This window comes from Kribbella rubisoli, from assembly GCF_004217145.1.
In the GTDB taxonomy this organism is placed as follows: domain Bacteria; phylum Actinomycetota; class Actinomycetes; order Propionibacteriales; family Kribbellaceae; genus Kribbella; species Kribbella rubisoli.
Map to the genome: position 1 here is coordinate 1154822 of NZ_SHKR01000012.1, position 17893 is coordinate 1172714.

General features: G+C 67.5%; 19 protein-coding genes and 1 tRNA gene. 7 read left to right on the forward strand and 13 right to left on the reverse strand.

The window, feature by feature from the left end:
- Positions 1-95 precede the first annotated feature (95 nt).
- Positions 96-1082 carry a cation diffusion facilitator family transporter gene (locus tag EV645_RS19825; RefSeq protein WP_198681720.1) on the forward strand — a complete coding sequence of 329 codons (987 nt, stop codon included), beginning with the start codon at positions 96-98 and terminating at the stop codon, positions 1080-1082.
- Here the strand turns inward: EV645_RS19825 and EV645_RS19830 are convergent.
- The gene (locus EV645_RS19830; RefSeq protein WP_130445350.1) at positions 1079-1429 is read right to left on the reverse strand and encodes a thioesterase family protein; all 351 of its coding nucleotides are present in this window, start codon (positions 1427-1429) and stop codon (positions 1079-1081) included. The two genes, EV645_RS19825 and EV645_RS19830, sit on opposite strands and share 4 nt — an antisense overlap.
- Positions 1430-1476: 47 nt before the next feature.
- Here EV645_RS19830 and EV645_RS19835 point away from each other — a divergent pair, with 47 nt between their 5' ends.
- The 3 genes from EV645_RS19835 to EV645_RS19845 are packed head-to-tail and all read left to right on the forward strand — an operon-like array spanning position 1477 to position 4818.
- Positions 1477-2088: a MarC family protein gene (locus EV645_RS19835; RefSeq protein WP_130445351.1), complete on the forward strand. Its 612-nt coding sequence runs from the start codon at positions 1477-1479 to the stop codon at positions 2086-2088.
- A 37-nt stretch (positions 2089-2125) separates the two neighbouring features.
- The gene (locus tag EV645_RS19840; protein ID WP_130445352.1) at positions 2126-3946 is read left to right on the forward strand and encodes an MGH1-like glycoside hydrolase domain-containing protein; all 1821 of its coding nucleotides are present in this window, start codon (positions 2126-2128) and stop codon (positions 3944-3946) included.
- Entirely contained in the window at positions 3943-4818 is an 876-nt protein-coding gene (locus tag EV645_RS19845) for a dihydrodipicolinate synthase family protein (RefSeq protein ID WP_130445353.1), read from the forward strand. The genes EV645_RS19840 and EV645_RS19845 overlap by 4 nt, the downstream gene beginning before the upstream one ends.
- On the opposite strand, the gene EV645_RS19850 is transcribed toward EV645_RS19845, so the two are convergent.
- The 5 genes from EV645_RS19850 to EV645_RS19870 all read right to left on the reverse strand — a co-directional run bounded on the left by EV645_RS19850 (position 4805) and on the right by EV645_RS19870 (position 8189).
- Positions 4805-5584, reverse strand: coding sequence for a hypothetical protein (locus EV645_RS19850; protein ID WP_130445354.1), 780 nt, complete (start codon positions 5582-5584; stop codon positions 4805-4807). The two genes, EV645_RS19845 and EV645_RS19850, sit on opposite strands and share 14 nt — an antisense overlap.
- Positions 5585-5598: 14 nt before the next feature.
- On the reverse strand, positions 5599-6087 hold the full coding sequence (locus tag EV645_RS19855; protein WP_130445355.1) for a SigE family RNA polymerase sigma factor: 489 nt from the start codon (positions 6085-6087) through the stop codon (positions 5599-5601).
- Positions 6088-6470: 383 nt separating this feature from the next.
- A tRNA-His gene (locus EV645_RS19860) sits at positions 6471-6543 on the reverse strand.
- Between the two features lie 68 nt (positions 6544-6611).
- Positions 6612-7232, reverse strand: a complete 621-nt coding sequence (gene orn / locus EV645_RS19865) for an oligoribonuclease (RefSeq protein WP_130445356.1) — start codon at positions 7230-7232, stop codon at positions 6612-6614.
- 51 nt (positions 7233-7283) lie between these two features.
- Entirely contained in the window at positions 7284-8189 is a 906-nt protein-coding gene (locus tag EV645_RS19870) for a class I SAM-dependent methyltransferase (RefSeq protein WP_130445357.1), read from the reverse strand.
- A 77-nt stretch (positions 8190-8266) separates the two neighbouring features.
- Between EV645_RS19870 and EV645_RS19875 the strand changes: the two genes are divergently transcribed.
- Positions 8267-8749 carry a GNAT family N-acetyltransferase gene (locus EV645_RS19875; protein ID WP_130445358.1) on the forward strand — a complete coding sequence of 161 codons (483 nt, stop codon included), beginning with the start codon at positions 8267-8269 and terminating at the stop codon, positions 8747-8749.
- A gap of 22 nt (positions 8750-8771) precedes the next feature.
- Here EV645_RS19875 and EV645_RS19880 read toward each other — a convergent pair whose 3' ends face one another.
- The 3 genes from EV645_RS19880 to EV645_RS19890 form a co-directional block, all read right to left on the reverse strand.
- Positions 8772-8975, reverse strand: a complete 204-nt coding sequence (locus tag EV645_RS19880) for a cold-shock protein (RefSeq protein ID WP_130445359.1) — start codon at positions 8973-8975, stop codon at positions 8772-8774.
- A 95-nt stretch (positions 8976-9070) separates the two neighbouring features.
- The gene (locus tag EV645_RS19885) at positions 9071-9850 is read right to left on the reverse strand and encodes a P-loop NTPase family protein (RefSeq protein ID WP_130445489.1); all 780 of its coding nucleotides are present in this window, start codon (positions 9848-9850) and stop codon (positions 9071-9073) included.
- A gap of 27 nt (positions 9851-9877) precedes the next feature.
- Positions 9878-10429 carry a dihydrofolate reductase family protein gene (locus EV645_RS19890; protein WP_130445360.1) on the reverse strand — a complete coding sequence of 184 codons (552 nt, stop codon included), beginning with the start codon at positions 10427-10429 and terminating at the stop codon, positions 9878-9880.
- A gap of 175 nt (positions 10430-10604) precedes the next feature.
- Between EV645_RS19890 and EV645_RS19895 the strand changes: the two genes are divergently transcribed.
- Positions 10605-11576, forward strand: a complete 972-nt coding sequence (locus tag EV645_RS19895) for a 2-dehydropantoate 2-reductase (RefSeq protein ID WP_130445361.1) — start codon at positions 10605-10607, stop codon at positions 11574-11576.
- 165 nt (positions 11577-11741) lie between these two features.
- On the opposite strand, the gene EV645_RS19900 is transcribed toward EV645_RS19895, so the two are convergent.
- The 4 genes from EV645_RS19900 to EV645_RS19915 are packed head-to-tail and all read right to left on the reverse strand — an operon-like array spanning position 11742 to position 16637.
- A complete protein-coding gene (locus EV645_RS19900) occupies positions 11742-13469 on the reverse strand; it encodes a glycoside hydrolase family 35 protein (RefSeq protein WP_242000521.1) in 1728 nt (575 codons plus the stop codon).
- Between the two features lie 2 nt (positions 13470-13471).
- The gene (locus tag EV645_RS19905) at positions 13472-14824 is read right to left on the reverse strand and encodes an ABC transporter substrate-binding protein (RefSeq protein ID WP_130445362.1); all 1353 of its coding nucleotides are present in this window, start codon (positions 14822-14824) and stop codon (positions 13472-13474) included.
- Positions 14825-14835: 11 nt separating this feature from the next.
- Entirely contained in the window at positions 14836-15699 is an 864-nt protein-coding gene (locus tag EV645_RS19910) for a carbohydrate ABC transporter permease (RefSeq protein ID WP_198681722.1), read from the reverse strand.
- Positions 15696-16637, reverse strand: coding sequence for a carbohydrate ABC transporter permease (locus tag EV645_RS19915; protein ID WP_242000522.1), 942 nt, complete (start codon positions 16635-16637; stop codon positions 15696-15698). The genes EV645_RS19910 and EV645_RS19915 overlap by 4 nt, the downstream gene beginning before the upstream one ends.
- A 138-nt stretch (positions 16638-16775) precedes the next feature.
- On the opposite strand from EV645_RS19915, the gene EV645_RS19920 reads away from it, so the two are divergent.
- Entirely contained in the window at positions 16776-17810 is a 1035-nt protein-coding gene (locus EV645_RS19920; RefSeq protein WP_130445363.1) for a LacI family DNA-binding transcriptional regulator, read from the forward strand.
- Positions 17811-17893: the final 83 nt, after the last annotated feature.

Here is a 17893-nt window from a genome sequence, read left to right on the forward strand (position 1 = left end):
TCCGCCGCTGGGCGGACCCGGCCCGAGCGCGCCACTCCTGTTCGAGGTCGTCGCGGCAGTCGGATAGACCGCCGGCGGGGCATTAGTGTCGTCGTGTGAGCACCGAGGACGAGGCGGACGGGAGCGAGAGCCTCCTGACAGTGCTGGTCGCATTGTGCGCGAACCTGTTGATCGCGGCCGCGAAGACGGTCGTCGCCGTGATCACCGGGTCCGCCTCGATGACGGCCGAGGCGGCGCACTCCTGGGCCGACACCGGTAACGAGATCTTCCTGCTGGTCGGGGAGCGGCGGGCGCAGAAGCCGGCCGATCGGACGCACCCGCTCGGGTACGGGCGGGTCGGCTACATCTGGTCGATGTTCGCCGCCTTCGGCCTGTTCACGGTCGGCGCCGCGGTCTCGGTCTGGCACGGCGTCCAGTCGCTCCAGCACGGCGAGGCGGACAGTACGTCGTACGGCTGGGCGTACGCCGTACTCGGGGTGTCGTTCGTGCTCGAGGGGATCTCGTTCACGCAGGCGATGCGGCAGACGAAGGCCGGTGCGCTGGAGCGGATGCTCAGACCGTGGCGGTACGTGCGGCTCACGTCGAACCCGGTCCTGCGGGCGGTGTTCGTCGAGGACCTGTCCGCGCTGATCGGCATCCTGATCGCTGCGCTCGCGATCCTCATGCACCAGCTCACTGGCAACGCGGCCTGGGACGCGGTGGGGTCGATCGTGGTCGGCATCCTGCTCGGCGCGGTCGCGCTGTTCCTGATCAGCCGGAACATGGACTTCCTGACCGGCGAGGCGGTGACGCCGCTCGCGCGGAACCGGGTGCTCCGCGCGCTGCTCGAGCACAAGGACATCGAGCGGATCACGTTCCTGCACATGGAGTGGGTCGGCGCCGACCGGATCTTCATGGTCGCCGCGGTCGACGTCACCGGGAACGAGTCCGAGTCCGAGGTGGCCGCCCGGCTGTATGCGATCGAGGACGCGCTCAACGCCCGCAAGGAGATCCAGCAGGCGATCCTCACGCTCTCGCGCCCCGGCGACGCCACCAGCCTGCAGCCGAGCCAGCTACCGGCCTGGTACGTCGAACCGTCCTAGGGCACGTTCGCGAGGAACCGCGAGCGATCGACCACGACGCGTTCCAGCTCGCCGTCCGCGATCAGCTGACCAGCCGAGTTCGTAGCGCGGACCCGGAAGAGCAACTGGCGACCATCCACGGCAGGATCGTCCGCCACGATGTCCACGGTGTCGCCGACGCGGGTCGGCAGCCGGTGGCGGATGCGAACCGCCGTACCGACCGAGGTCTGACCGGGATCGAGCACGCGCAGGGCGAGCTGAGCGGTCGCGTACTCGAGCCAGGTCAGCAGGCGCGGCGTGGCGAGGACCTCGACGTCCCCACTGCCGACGGCAAGCGCGGTGTCCGCGGGTGTCACTTCATGGCGCACGGCAAGCTGCCCCTTCTCGGCCCGTCGGCGGGTGTACGCTCCCGCCCGTGGAGCCCGTACACGTGGCAATTTCAGCGTTGGCTGCATTGTTGCCGATCACGAATCCGATCGGCGCGCTGGCCACCTTCGCGGGGCTGACGGGGGGCGTCGACCGCGCCGCGATGAGACGCCAGGCGGTGATGACCGGCGTCTACGTGCTCGGCATCCTCACCGTGTTCGCGCTGCTCGGCACGCTTGTCCTGGAAGGGCTCGGCATCGGCCTGCCCGCGCTGCAGATCGCCGGCGGCCTCGTCGTCGCGCACTCCGGCTTCGGGATGATCGTCTCCCGCGAGACGCTGACCGACGACGAGAAGACGCACGGGGTGGCGAAGCCCGATGTGTCGTTCTCGCCGATGGCGCTGCCGTTGATCGCCGGGCCGGGCGCGATCGGCGTGGTGATCGCACTGACCGCGCGGCACCCCGGGATCGAGAGCCGGCTGAGCGTGATCGTCGCGGGCGTCGTCCTGGCAGGTCTCGTCGCCGTCCTGCTGCGTTTCGGTACGCCGTTGGTCGACAAGCTCGGGCCGACGGGACTGGGCGCACTCAGCCGGATCATCGGCTTCCTCACCCTCGCGATCGGCGTCGAGCTCGTGACACACGGCGTACTCGCCGTGAAGTAATTCGCATTAGCATCGATTTCGGTGCGAGGCTGGTGGCATGACGATCGAGTACGACCGGCTTCAGGACGATGTGGCGCGTGGCTGGAACACCTGGGACACCCGCAGTGTGCTCACCCAGGTCCTGCTCCCGGACGCGCTCGGCCTCTCCTTCGGATTGAAGGAGTACTACCGCGGTACGTCGTTGCGTACGACGCAGATCGGCCGTCGGGCCGAGGGCGCCGAGACCGTGACGCTCGGCCCGCACGCGTACGACGGCAGCTACACCGAGACCACGCTGACCTGGGCCGGCATCACGATCCGCGTCCAGACCGCACACGCCGGCGAGGACCTGGTGGTGCTGGTGACGCCAACGGCCAACCAGCCGAAGAGCGCACTGCTCACGGTCGGTGTCAGCTACCTGTGGAACCGCCCCGGCACGGTCGTCCGCGAGCCAGACCACATCCGTGCCACCGCAGATCGTACGGTCGAGGTCTACGCGACCACACCGCACGTCGACGACCCGTACTGCGACATCGACGGCCCGTACCTCGCCCTGGACCTCGCACAAGCTGTCGGCGTCAGCACAGGCCGGCCGCGGACCCTGGCCGAGGTCGCCGACTTCATAGCAGCCGCAACGCCAGCCACAGCGAGCGTGGAGCATCAGGAGATCGTCCGCGACTCGATCTCGTGGAACACCATCTACGAGCCGTCCAAGTCGCGCGTGATCACCGGCGTCAGCCGCCTGTGGAACGTCGGCAAGCGCGGCGGCTACGCGCTGTTCTGCTGGGACGCGTTCTTCAACGCCCTGCTCGCGGCGCCGAACAGCAAGGCCGTTGCCTACCTCAACGTCGTCGAGATGCTCCGCGCCGTCACCCCGGAAGGCTTCGTCCCGAACGTCGAACAGGGCACCGGCCGCAAGACGTACGACGGCTCGCAGCCACCGGTCGGCTCGATGACCGTCCTCGAGCTGTACCGGCGGTTCGACGACCGCTGGTTCCTGGAGGAGTGCTTCGACACGCTGCTGTCCTGGAACCGCTGGTGGTGGCGCGTCCGCCGCGACGGCGAGTTGCTCTGCGCGGGCTCGACGTACTTCGACCCCGAGTATCCGTCGCCGCAGGACATCCCGCGGATCCACCAGCACTTCGGTGCGACCTGCGAGAGCGGCTGGGACGGGCATCCGGTCTTCGACGACGTGCCGTTCGACCAGACCAAGAGCCTGCTCGCCGCGCACGACGTCGGTCTCAACAGCCTGTACGCCGTGGATTGCGAATCGCTCGCGGAGATCGCAGACATCCTCGGTCAAACGGATGCCGCGTCGGAACTGCGCGCGAGGCACGGCTCCGTCGTTGACGCGATGGAGACCTTGTGGGACGAGACCGCCGGCATCTATCGCAGCCGGCGAACCGACACCGGCCAGCTCACGGAGCGGTTGTCGACGATGAGCTTCTACCCGTTGCTGGCCGGTGTGGGAGCTGAGCGCCGAGGCCGAATGCTGGCCGAACACCTGCTCGCCGACGACGGCTTCGGCGGCGAGTGGATCCTGCCGACCTCGCCGCGGAACGAGAAGATCGAGCTCAAGGACACGTCGTACTGGGAGCTGCGCGCGTGGCCGCCGGTGAATTTCCTTGTGTACCTGGGCCTGCGGCGGGCGGGGGAGAAGGACGCTGCGGCCTGGCTGGCAGAGGGCAGCGAACGACTCGTGCTGAAGGAGTGGCGTGAGCACCGGCACATCCACGAGAACTACTCGAGCGTGCACGGCGCTGCCTGCGACAAGCCGAACAGCGAGCCGTTCCAGACCTGGGGCGCGCTGCTCAGCCTGATCGTGCTGATGGAGCGCGGCGAGGTCACGCTGTTCGACGACGAGAGGTGGCAGGGATGAGTCTGCTGAGCGGCGTGGTCGTGCCGTTGGTGACGCCGATGTCAGAGTCCGGTGTGCCGTCCGCCGAAGCTGCAGAGAAGTTGCTCACGGCAATGGCTTCGGTCGGCGTACGCCGCTTGATGCTGCTCGGGAGTAATGGGGAAGGACCGCTGATCCCGGCCGAGGTATCGGGCGACTTCACAGCCGGTGTGGTGAAGCGCTGGCGGGACCTGGTTCCGGACGGGACGATCCTGGTCAACGTCACAGCACCCGGTACGGCGGAGGCCGAGCGGCGAACTGATGACGCTGCCGCGGCGGGTGCGGATGCGGTCGTGTCGAGCCCGCCGACCTTCTTCAAGCATCGTGCCGACGAGGTGGTCGCCCACTTCGAGGCACTGAGCCGGCACGGTCTGCCGGTCATCGCCTACAACACGCCCCGCTCGACGCTGCTCACCCAGGAGTCTGCAAGCGCCGCGCAGCCGTACCTGGCCGGCGTCAAAGACTCGTCCGGCGACCCGGACATGCTGCGGTACCTGCTGTCGCTCGGGATCGAGGTCAGCCAGGGCGACGAGCAGGGCCTGGCGGACGCCGTACGGGCTGGTGCGCACGGCATCACACCGGGCATCGCCAACCTCGCGCCGGGGCTAGCGCTCCAGATGGTTGCCCCGGGCGCTGATCTCGATCATCTGCAGGACCTGTCCACTGCGCTGACCAAGATCCACACGGTGCGCCCTGGCGTACCAACGGTCAAGGCGCTGCTGAACACGCGCGGCCTGTGCCCACCCCACTGCGCGCCGCCGCTCGCCCCCTGCACGGCCGATGAGGTCCGCCACCTGACGGACCTCATCGCTGCACTGGAAGAGCATCTGATCCCGCGAGCTACTTCGTCTTGACCTTCAGCGATTCCTTGCCCGATGGCTTGACCGTGTTGACCGGCGGGAGCTTCCAGGACTTGCTCTTGGCCAGATCGGAGAGCTCGGCCGCGGACAGGATCGGGTTCGGCCGAGTGTGGCGCTGGCCCTTCTCTGCCGGGCCGTTGTAGCTGGTGACGTTGATGTTGCGGCCGTCCTTGCGGAACAGCGTCACGAAGCGGCTGACGACGCCGTACTGCGCTTGGCGGCCGTCGGAGTACTCGGGGGCGACCGGCGAGGCGTACAGCACCGAGCCGTCGGCCAGGGTGGTGCAGCCCGAACGGACGGCCACGCACGGGTTGCCCTCACCGCCGCCGGACACCATCACGTCGACCCGGGCAGCCCCCTTGCCGTCGTCGACGACGTACGCAGCACCGGCGAAGTCCCCGCCGCCCCAGGTCTCAGGCCGGCTGAGCTGCAGCCCACGCGCCGCCAGCAGCGACCGCAGCGTGGCGAGCGTCTCCTTCGGCGTCACCGACGCAGGCGGAGTCTTGGTGGACGACTTCACGGACGGCTTGGTCAGCGGAGCAGCGACTCCAGCATCAGCAGGGGAGCTGAGCAGTTGGATCCCGCCCCCGATCAGTCCGGCAGTGGCCAGCACGGCACCAGCGCCACTCGCAGTGAGCATCGCCGTACGCCGCCTCCGCTGCCGCAGCCCCTGCGCGACAGACCGCTCCAGCAGGTCGGCAGTAACCGGCTCGAGGTTCTCGGTGGCCCGGTTCATCAGGTCAGTGAGTTGGGTGTTCATGTGTTCTCCTCGGTTCAATGCGCGATCAGCTGGACGGCCTCGTCACCAAGAACCGCCCGTAGGCGATCCAGGGCGCGAGCGGTGCGAGTGCTGATCGCACTGGCGTTCTTGCCAAGATCAAGCGCCACCTGCTCGACGCTGCGATCTTCGAAGAACCGCAGCACCAGCACAGCGCGATCCAACGGCGCCAGCTCCCCCAGTGCACCCTGCAACGCCAACCGCAAGTCCACATCCCCCGCCCGCTCAACCACCTCAGGCACACTCTCAGTAGGCCGCTCAGACCAACTCTTACGGCGCCGCTGAGAGATATACGTCCGCACGAGTGACGTCCGCGCATACGCCCCTGGACTGTCGATCCGGTGCCAGGCTTTCAACAGATTCGCAAGCGTGTCCTGAACCAGGTCCTCGGCGTGATGCCGATCCCCACACAGCAACCAGGCAGTCCGATACAACTGAGGTATCCGTGCCCGAGCGAACTCCTCAAACTCCTCGGTCGATCTCATCCACACCCTCTCGTCGATGCCTCACCCCTAAAGACGCATCAACCACAGGCTCAGATCACACCCAAGTCAGAAGACTTTAGAGAGCACCCAAACAGCAAAGCCGAGAAACCCCACCACGAAGGTCACGAGCACCACGACCCCATAACCGAACCACAGAGAACCCTTCACCCCCGCATCCTCCCATCCCCCAGCAGCGCCCGAACGACAAACCCAGCCCCAGCAGCCGAGCGCAGCGAAGGCAAAGCCCGACCCAAGCAGCCGAGCGCAGCGAAGGCAAAGGGGGTGCGGGTGGCGAAGCCCCCGCCCGCGGCAAGCGAAGCGCAGCCGCACAAAATGACGAAGCCGACCAAGCCTGCGCAATCCGCAGGCATGGCCGGCCATCGGGTGAGTGACGGGACTCGAACCCGCGACCACCTGGACCACAACCAGGTGCTCTACCAGCTGAGCTACACCCACCATTGCCGTCTGAACCGCGACGGCTGAGCAATCATAGCGACGAACTGTCCGGAGCTGAAATCGAGGTGTCAGGAGCCGGTTTGGGTGTCCTGGACGGGGGCGGCGATGAGGCTGGCGGCGGCCCGGGCGGCGTTGGAGTCGGGTCCGGGCTGCGGGACGAACACGGTCTGCCGGTAGTAGCGCAGTTCGTCGATGCTTTCGCTGATGTCGGCGAGGGCGCGGTGGTTGCCGTTCTTGGCGGGCGTCGCGTAGTACACGCGCGGGTACCACCGGCGGACGAGCTCTTTGATCGAGCTGACGTCGACGTTGCGATAGTGCAGGTGCGACTCGACCCGGGGCATGTCGCGGACGAGGAAGGTCCGGTCGGTGCCGACGGAGTTGCCGGCGAGGGCGGCCTTGCGGGGCTCTTTCACGTACGACGTGATGAAGTCGAGCACCTGTTGTTCGGCGTCGGCGAGCGGGATGCCGTTGGCGAGCTCTTCGAGCAGTCCGGACGCGGTGTGCATGTCGCGGACGAAGTCGCCCATCTGCTCGAGCGCGGCCGGTGGTGGAGCGATCACCAGGTCGATCCCGTCACCGAGCACGTTCAGTTCGTAATCGGTGACGAGCACAGCGACCTCGATCAGGGCGTCTTCCGCCAGGTCGAGGCCGGTCATCTCGCAGTCGATCCACACCAGCCGGTCGTTCATGGGCACCCACCTTACGGCGAGCCGCCGACACTCCTGCGACGGCGTGCCCTGTCAGCGCGGCGCGTACCCCACGTGGATGCTGCGGACGGACAGTACGGCGAGGTCGCGGCGCCGTCCGAGGTAGTACGGCCCGTCGGCGTCCAGCAACTGCTTCCAGACGGCCAGGTCCTCCGGTTCGAGCCATTCCTCGTCCGCGACAACGTGCCCATGCCCGTGACCATGCCCGTGGCCATGCCCTGAACCGTGCCCCTCACCGGCCATCCGCGCGATCCGCGTCCGGAACGCTTGTACGAGCCCCTCCAGCCGCTCCGGCGTCAGCGGTGCCGGCGTCTCGGTGAGCACGCTCCGCGTAGTCGCATCAGTCAGCCCAGCCCGAGTCAGCGCCTCGGTCCACCCGTACGGCATCGGCACCGACCCCGGTAGCGATTCCCGCATCACCTTGAACCACCTGTCCTGCGCCAGGTCCAGCCGCAGCTCCAGCCCGGGCTCGCCGACCCCGAGGTCCCATGGCAGGTACCGAGCAGGCAGTCCGCCTTCGGCGAGCGCCAGCCGCCCGCCCGGCGCGAGCAGTGAGGCCAGCGCGTCCACAGCGGCCTGCTGGTCGGCGGCGTGGTGCACCGAGGCCGACGCCCAAATCAGGTCGGCCGGCGCGTCGATTGCCCGACGCAACGGCTCTGCCCCCTCGTCCATCGACGCCAGCTCGCACCGGACCAGTCCGGCAGTGTGCTGCCGCGCCTGCTCCAGTACGTCGGGATCCGCGTCCACAGCGACCACCGTCGCACCAGGAAGCGCCTCCGCCAGTGCCTTGGCCATCCCGCCGCCGCCACAGCCGATATCTGCCACGACCTTGTCGCCGTCCCGCACCAGACTGCGGGCCACCGCCGCGTTCCAGTCGCCTTCGCCCTCGGCGGAGGCACGCAGCCGCCCGGCCTCTTCAGCCCAATCGATCTCGATCATGCCGACAAGTCTGGTCCCATCACCGAGCGCATCAAGCCTCATGTTGCCGGACCGGCAAATGGCGCTACGGTGGCGCGATGATCGCGACGGACCGCCTGACCATGCTGCCGCTCAAGGTCGAGTACGCCGGAGCGATGGCCAAGGTCCTTGCCGACCCGAGCCTCTACACGTTCACCGGTGGCGAGCCGCCGACCGTCGACGTACTGGAAGCTCGATACGCCCGGCAGCTCGAAGGCCCGGGCCGTGAAGACGAGCAATGGCTCAACTGGGTGATCCAGCACGATGACGACCTGATCGGCTTCGTGCAAGCGACGATCACGAGCGGTACGGCGGAGATCGCGTGGGTCATCGGCACCGCGTGGCAGGGCCGGGGTTACGCGAAAGAGGCAGCCCAGGGACTCGTCACCTGGCTACGAGCACAGAACATCGACCGGATCATCGCGCACGTCCATCCGGATCACACTGCGTCGGCCACTGTGGCAGCGGCCGTAGGTCTCGCGCGCACCGACGTGGTGGAAGACGGCGAGTACCTGTGGAGTACAGAACGGCAGGCCCGGTGACCCGGGCCTGCCGTCAAGCACTTCAGACCGGGCGGACGTTCTCCGCCTGCAGGCCCTTCGGGCCCTGTGCGATCTCGAACTCAACCTTCTGGTTCTCGTCCAGCGAGCGGAAGCCCTGCGTCTGGATCGCCGAGTAGTGGACGAACACGTCAGCGCCGCCGTCCTCCTGGGAGATGAAGCCGAAGCCCTTCTCGCCGTTGAACCACTTCACTGTTCCCAAAGCCATGATTTTCTCCTGATACGACAAAACGCCCGGCGGATCACAAATCCGCGGGCGCTTCGAAACGAACGTGGAACTGCAAAACATCAACCGGATAGACCCTAGCACGCTGGGTGAGTCATCAGCCATCCCTGACTGTGACGCGCGTCGTACTCGTCCGGCGTACCGGACCAGACCTCAGTGCAACCGGACGTGCCGCACTCGCACGCGAACGGGTACGGCGGCAGCTCGGCGAGCCCGATGTCCGCCTGCCACAATCGCCCCTGCCGGCACGCCGCCAGGTTCTCGTACCGCCGCTGGCGGGAGAGCTCTTCACCAGCCGCCAGCCGCGGCAGAGGACCCAGCGCCGACTCCACGGCGGCCGAGATAGTTGACCAGTCCGGTGTGGCCGGAATCTCAATGACGGCGCGCCCGCGCGCCGCAGCCTCGCGCCGTACCCGGTCCGCCAGTACTGCGTCCCGCGCCAGCAGACTCTCCAACCGCGCCCGACCAGCTGGATCGTCCGCTCGGGCCAGCCGCTCCTCCCGCGCACGCCGGGTCTGCTCCGCGTCCGGCACCAACCAGACCGCCGCCGCGACGTCGTCAGCCATCGAAGGGAAGAGCTGCGGACCCTCGACCAGCGCAGAAACGTCGCCCAGCTCACGCTCCCGCACATCCTCGGCGACGAGCTCCAGCCGCAACCGCGCGATCCGCACGAAGGCATCGGCGGCGTACTCCGGACCCTCGGCCAGGTCCTCCGCGAGCGGCCGAATCGGCGGCATCCGGTCCAGGTGGGCGTAGGTCCACAGATCGATCGGGTGCAGCGGCAGGTCACCCCGCCGCGCCAACTCCCGAGCAATCGTCGACTTCCCCGCGCCTGGCGCGCCACCGATCCACACCATCACCCGGCCATCCTGCCAACCACAGGGTCAACGCACGTACGTCGCCAGTGAGGCAGCGCCGGCCGGCACGACCGACTCGAGCCGCAGGTGGACGGGGTGGTCGGACGGACCGAACATCCTCTCGCCGCTGCCGACGACCGACGGCAGAGTCATCAAGCGGTACTCGTCGACCAGGTCCGCGGCCTGCAGAGCCCGGATCACGCTCACACTGCCGGTGACCGCGATCGTCCGCGGCTCGGACCGCACGTAGTCGGCCAGCGAGCCCTGCATCAGCGTCGAGTTGGGGAAGGCCGACACGTCGGTCAGCGTGTGCGATGCGACGACTTTGGCCATCTTGTTCATCCGGGTGGAGAAGTCGTCGGTGCGGTTTGGCCAGAGTTCGCTGAACAGTTGCCAGGTGTTCTTGCCGAGCAGCAGCACACCGGTGTCCATCAGCTCACCCAGCCGGAACTTGTCTCCGCTGTGCGTCTCCGGACCGTGCCGGAAGGCCCAGCCGCCGGCCGGCGTGCCGCCGGAGCCGTCGGGGTCGGTGACGATGCCGTCGAGGCTGACGAATCCGGTGACGATGACGTGGCCCATGGTCCCTGCTCCTTCTGTCGAGTGATTCACACCCGTACTTACCGACCGGCCGACCCCGATTCATCGCTACCGGCAGAACTTTTTGGCGAGCGCTTGCCACCGAATGTGATCTTGACCGCATTCCTCGCTCGGCCTACTGTATGCCGTATACAAAACCCGGAAGGCAGGGACCCCTATGAGAGTTGCGGTTCTCGGCGCCGGCGCGATCGGTGCATACGTCGGTGCGGCGCTGCACCGTGGCGGGACCGAGGTCCACCTGGTGGCCCGCGGCGCGCATCTGGAAGCGATCCGCTCGCACGGCGTACAGGTGCTCAGTCCACGCGGTGACTTCGAGGCGAGGACACCGGCCACCGACGATCCGGCCGAGATCGGTCCGGTCGACTATGTCTTTCTCGGGCTCAAGGCGAACTCGTACGCGAGCGCCGGCCCGCTGCTCCAGCCGCTCCTGCACGACCGCACGGTCGTCGTGGCCGCGCAGAACGGCATCCCGTGGTGGTACTTCCACGGCCTGAAAGGACCGTACGAAGGCCGCCGGATCGAATCGGTCGACCCCGGTGGCTCCGTCACCCGGGTCCTGGATCTCGATCGGGCGGTCGGCTGCGTCGTCTACTGCTCCACCGAGCTGGCCGGTCCAGGCGTCGTACAGCATCTGGAAGGCACCCGGTTCTCGATCGGTGAACCTGCCGGCGGATCGTCGCAGCGGTGTGAGGAGTTCAGTACGGCGATGATCGCGGGCGGACTGAAGTGCCCGGTCGAGGCGGACATCCGCAACGACATCTGGATCAAGCTGCTCGGCAACGCGGCGTTCAACCCGATCAGCGCGCTCGCGCGGGCGACGATGGTGGAGATCGCCACGCATCAGGGCACCCGGCAGATGGTCCGGATGATGATGGAGGAATCGCTGGAGATCGCCGGCGCCCTCGGCTGTCACCCAGAGATCTCCGTCGACAAACGCCTCGACGGCGCCGAACGCGTCGGTGAGCACAAGACGTCGATGCTGCAGGACCTCGAGAAGGACAAGCCGCTCGAGCTGGACGTCATCCTCGCCGCGGTCGTCGAGCTGGCAGACCTCACCGGCATCAAGGCGCCCACGCTGCGCGCCGTACACGCCGTCGCCGACCTGTTGGCCAGCAAGGTCGGCGTTTGAGCAGTACTAACGGCCACGCCTCCGGCGCGGCGGGTCATGGGGCGGTAACTCCCGCCCTTCCCTCGTCGCTCTGGTCGCTGCGCTCCCTCCGCTCCTCAGTCCAGGGCGGGAGGCCCCATGACCGGGTGGGTCCGGCCACAGCGACGCCGGACCCACCTGTTCCAGCTAGAGCTCCAGCGGTCCGAGCAACGGGCCGGCGACGAAGTGGGCCACCGGATCGGCCATGACGTCGAGCTCGAGTACGACGAGCTCGTTGCGGCCGGGTCGAAGCAGCGGACCCGGTACGTACAAAGTCTGCTGTGGGCCGCGGCGCCAGTAGCGGCCGAGGTTGAAGCCGTTGACCCAGGCGAATCCCTTGCCCCAAGCAACGGTCGAGAGGAAGTGATCCACCGGCGTCTCGACCTCGAACGAGGCCCGCCAGGCCGTGGGGCCGACACCAGGAGCCACTGGACCCACCGAGTCCCACAGGGCAGGGACGGCATCGAGATCGATCACGCACGCGGACCACTCGGTCAGCTCTACCCCGTCGAGCTGAACCGGACCGATCAAGCCCTTGGGCTCACCGATCCGCTGTCCGTAGTTCACCCGGCCCTGGTCCTCGACCAAGATCTCCAGGTGCCCGCCGTGCGGGAGCATCAGCGCCCGGTCGTGCCGCTCCCGGTCGAGCACTCCGACCGGAGCGCTGTTCAGGAACACGTACGCGCGGTCCCGCACCTCACCGATGCTCAGCAGCACCGGGCCCTCGGCCGGTACCTCGGTCCGGAACAGCACCAGCCGCGCGTCCAGCTCATCCAGCGTCGGCAGCTCGGCGTGCTCGCTCCACGTGCCCCATGGATCAGCCAGCAACCGGAGTGGTGAGCCCAGCGCCGCAGATGTCTCCGGTGCGGCCGCTCCCGACGCCGGGACATCGTCGGGAACGGTCGCGTACCGGGAGATCACTTCTCGAAACGCGTGGTACTTCAGCGTCGGATGCCCAGCCTCGTCCAGCGGAGCGTCATAGTCGTACGACGTGATGGTCGGACGGTAGACGCCCTTGTCGTTGGCCCCACTGGTCAGTCCGAAGTTCGTACCGCCGTGCAGCATGTAGATGTTCACCGAAGCGCCGGCAGCGAGCAGTGCGTCCAGTTCGGCAGCTGCCTCGGCCACGCTGGTCGTATGGTGTGGTCCGCCCCAATGATCGAACCACCCGTCCCAGAACTCCATACACATCAAAGGTCCGGTCGGTTGGTGCCTCCGCAGCGTCTCGAGCCGTTCGGCAACGCGCGAGCCGAACGACCCGGTCCGCAGTACGCCGTCCAGCCCGCCGGCCGCGAGCATCGCGTCGACAGGCTGGTCCACTGTCACCAGCGGCACCGTGATCCCCGCTGAGCGAATGATCTCGGCCACTGCTTTCAGGTACGTCGGGTCGTCGCCGAAGGCGCCGTACTCGTTCTCCACCTGCACCAGCAGCACCGGACCGCCCGCGGAGACCTGCAACGGCTCCACGATGCGCAGTACGTCGTTCAAGTACTCCTGCACCGCGGCCATGAACCGCGGCTCGTACCGGCGGACCCCCAGGCCAGGCTCCCGGAAGAGCCAGGCAGGGAGTCCGCCGTTGTCCCACTCCGCGCAGATGTACGGGCCGGGGCGGACGATCGCGTACAGGCCGGCGGCGGCCACCTCCCGCAGGAAGCGCTCGAGGTCGAGCATCCCGGAGGTGTCGAAGGTGCCCGGCCGCGGGCTGTGCGCGTTCCACGGCACGTACGTCTCGATGGTGTTGAGCCCCATCAGGCGGGCCTTCTCGATCCGGTCGGCCCAGCTGTCCGGGTGCACGCGGAAGTAGTGCAGTGCACCGGACAGGATCCGGAAGGGCCGGCCGTCGAGAAGAAAGTCGGAGTCACCAATCTCGAACATGATCAGGGGTTGACCTGGAAGCCCTGCTGGTTGCCATACGTGACCAGAGCGTCCTGCCAGGACTTCAGTCCGGCGTTCAGATCGGACTTCGACTGGTACGCCTTGCCCACGGTGTCGCCGTAGATGCTGTTGGCGTACAGCTCGTACGGCAGGTAGCTCCAGCCCTTCACCACGTTGCCGGCCGCGGCGGTCAGCACCTGGTTGATCTTCTGCCCGCCGAAGTACGCACTCGCCTTGTCCACGAACGCACTGTCCTTCAGGTCGGCCGTGGTCGCCGGGAAGCCACCGCTGGCCAGGAACGGCTTCACGCCCTCGTCGTGGTTCAGCCACCGCACGAACGCTGCCGCCAGCGCCGGGTTCTTGCTCTGCTTGAGCACGGACTCGGTGCTACCGCCGTTCTCCGCGGTCGCCGGCTGGCCGTCGTACGTCGGCATCGGGGCGACCCGCCACTTGCCGGCGCCGGCCTTCACCGAGGACTCCATTACACCGGGCATCCACGCACCGGTCGGCAGCGTCGCGATCGTGCCGTCGCCGAGCGCCTTGAACCACTCGTCGGTCCAGCCCGGGATCTGCGACACCAGACCGCCCTCGACGAGGTTGTTCCAGGTGCCGGTCCACTTCTTCGAGCCGTCGTCGGCCAGGTTGATGCTGATGTTCTTGCCGTCGGTCTTGAACGGCTGGCCGCCCGCCTGCCAGATCATGCTGGTGGTGAAGCCCGCGTCACCGGAGTCGTTGGTGATGTAGGCCTTGGGGTTCGCCGCGTGCAGCTTCTTCGCGGCGGCGACGTACTCGTCCCAGGTCTTCGGTACGGCGATGCCGTACTTGTCGAAGACCTCCTTGTTGTAGAACAGCGCCATCGGGCCGGAGTCCTGCGGCAGACCGTACAGACCGCTGCCCGCGTGCACGGCCGCCCAGGTAGAGGCGGTGTACGCCGACTCGTACTGGCTGAAGCCGTACTGGTTCAGGTCGGCCAGCGAGCCGGGCAGTGCGAACTGGGGGAGCGCCTGGTACTCGATCTGGGCCACGTCCGGCGCACCGGAGCCGGCCTTGATCGCGTTCTGCAGCTTGGTGTAGTGGTCGTTGCCGGTCCCGGCGTTGACGTAGTTCACCTTGACGTTCGGGTACTGCGCCATGAACGCCTTGACCTGGGCCTCCGCCGACGGCGTCCAGCTCCAGTACGTGATCTCGCCGCCCGCCTTGAGCGCCGCGTCGACGGCGTCGGACGAACCCGTGGTCGCGCCGCCGCTCGCGCTGTCGTTGGACGACCCGCCGCCGCAGGCCGCCACGGCCGCGAGGGCGATGACTGCGGCCCCGGCGACCACCAGCCGCCGGATGCCGCGCCGATGTACCTTCATCTTGTTGCCTTTCACTTGACCGAGCCTGCGGACAGGCCGGACTGCCAGAACCGCTGGAGTAGAAGGAAGGCGATCACCAGAGGCACGATGGTCAGCAACGACCCCGTGATCACCAGGTTGTAGATGGGGCGGGCACCCACGCCGGTCGCCTGATTGCTCCACTGGGTGAGGCCGACGGTGAGCGGGTACAGGTTGGGTTTGCTGAGCATGATCAGCGGCAGGAAGTAGTTGTTCCAGGTCGACACCACCGCGAACAGCAGCGTCGTAACGATGCCCGGGGCAAGCAATCGCAGCGCCACGGTGAAGAACGTCCGGACCTCGCCGGCGCCGTCGATCCGCGCCGCCTCGAGCAGCTCATGAGGTACGGCGTCGGTCGCGTACACCCACATCAGGTACAACCCGAACGGGCTGACCAGCGACGGGATGATGATCGCCCACACGGTGTTCGTCAGTCCGAGGTTCGAGAACATCAGGAACGTCGGTACGGCGAGCGCTGTACCGGGGACTGCGACCGCCCCGAGCAGCACGGCGAAGACCGCACGACGGCCGGCGAACTTGTACTTCGCCAACCCGTACCCGGCGGCCGTGGCGAGCAGTGTCGCACCACCCGCACCGACGACCACGTAAAGAACAGTGTTGCCGAGCCAGCGCAGGAAGATGCCGTCGTTGTAGGTCAGCGTGTCCTTGATGTTGCTGAAGAACGCGAAGCTCTTGCCGAACCACAGGCCCGGCGTCGACAGCAGGTCGTCCTGCGTCTTCGTTGCGCTCAGCAACAACCAGAGCAGCGGGACGAGCGTGTAGATCAGGTACAGCACCATCGCGCCGGTCAGCAGCTTCGAGCGCTTCGGACGCAGGGGAGAGGTCAGGGTACTCACAAGGACTCCCGGGATCCGCGGAGCTGGACGACGTACGCGATGATCGCGGTGATAACGCCCATCACGATCGCGATCGTGGCCGAGTAGTTGAACTGCTGGCCGGCGAAGGACAGGTTGTAGGCGTACATGTTGGGCGTGTAGTACGTCGTGATCACGTTCGGCGCGAGCGTGCGCAGGATGTTCGGCTCGTTGAACAGCTGGAAGCTGCCGATGATCGAGAAGATCGTCGCGATCACGATCGCCCCGCGCAGCGCCGGCAGCTTGACCGCGCGGATCGTCCGGAACGTGCCGGCCCCGTCGATCGCCGCCGCCTCGTACAGCTCACCGGGGACCGTGCGCAGCGCCGAGTAGAAGATCAGCATGTTGTAGCCGACGAACTCCCAGGTGACGATGTTGGCGATCGACGGCAGCATCCAGTGCGCGCTGAGCGGCTGGATCGCGGTCGTGCCGAACAGGTCGTTGAGGTTCGCGGCCAGCCCGAAGTTGTCGCCGTAGATATAGCCCCACATCAGCACCGCGACGACGCCCGGTACGGCGTACGGCAGGAAGATCACGATCCGGAAGAAGCCGGACGCGTGCAGCCGGGCGCTGTCGATCGCGAGCGCGGCGAGCAGGGCGAGGATCAGCATGATCGGCACCTGCACGACCAGGAACGCCGCGACCCGGCCGAACGCCTCCCAGAACTTCGGGTCCTGGAGCGCCTCGGTGTAGTTGTCGATCCCGACGAACACCTTGCCGCCGAAGAAGGCCTGGTTGCGGTACAGGCTGAGATAGATCGCGTACCCGATCGGGGCCAGGAACGTCAGCGCGAAGACCGCCAGGAACGGACCGACGAAGATCCATCCCTTGCCGTCCTGGGACGCTCGCCGCCGTCTCCGGCCGGCCGCGGACACAGGCCGCACTTGCTCGGCCGACTGATGAGCCATGGACTCCGCCATGTCCGCCGACCTCCTTTCGCCCTCACGACGTCCCCGGTCGCGCTGCGACGCGCGCATGTTGACGTCAACATCGACGCGGCGACGGTAACGTGTTTACGTCAACATGTCTACACTGCGGACACGACCGAGGAGGCGGGGATGTCAGCGGAGGTATCACCGGGGAAGCGGCGGCGCGGTCCGTCGATGGCTGACGTCGCCCGGCTGGCCGGCGTGTCCGGGCAGACCGTCTCGAGGGTTGCGAACGATCGCCACAACGTCGACGCGGAGACCCGCGACCGGGTCCGGGCCGCGATGAACCAGCTCGGCTACCGGCCGAACAGTGCGGCCCGCGCGCTGCGGAACGGCGAGTACCGCAGCATCGGGGTGATCGTCTTCGAACTCCACAGCTTCGGTACGACGCGCACGCTCGACGCGATCGCGATCGCGGCCACGATCCGCGGGTACTCGATCAACCTCGTCCCCGTGCTCGACGTGACCCAGAGCGCGGTGACCAATGCGTTCGGGCGACTGGGGGAGCAGGCGGTCGACGGCGTGATCATCCTGATCGAGGCGCACACACTCGACGCGGCCGGCGTACGGCTGCCGGAGGGACTGTCCGTCGTGGTCGTCGACTCGAGCGCGCACTACGACTACCCGATCGTCGACACCGACCAGCGACAGGGTGCCCGGCTCGCGACTGAGCACCTGCTCGACCTGGGGCACAAGACCGTGTGGCATCTCGGCGGTCCGCCGACCTCGTTCGCCGCGGATCGGCGCCGGCGCTCGTGGGAGCAGACGCTGATCGACCATGGGCGCGAGGTGCCGCCGGTGTACGACGGCGATTGGTCGGCGACGTCCGGGTACGAGGCCGGCTGTCGGCTCGCGGAAGACGATCAGGTGACGGCGGTGTTCGTCGCCAACGACCAGATGGCTCTCGGTCTACTGCGTGCGCTGTACGAGCGGGGTCTTGCGGTGCCGGACGACGTCAGCGTGGTCGGCTTCGACGACATGGAAGAGGCGGCCCATTTCTGGCCGCCTCTCACCACCGTCCGTCAGACCTTCACCGAGGTCGGCCGGCAGAGCGTCGACGCGCTGATCGCCGAGATTCACTCCGGCGAGCACCACAACGCGCCCGTCGCCGTCCCGACCGAGCTCATCATCCGCCGCAGCACCGCCCCACCCCGGTCCGTCTGAGGGGTCAACCCCCGAGCGGGTCGGTTGCGGAACCAGAATCTGCCTCCGCAACCGACCGCCTCGGGGGTTGACCCCTCAGACGG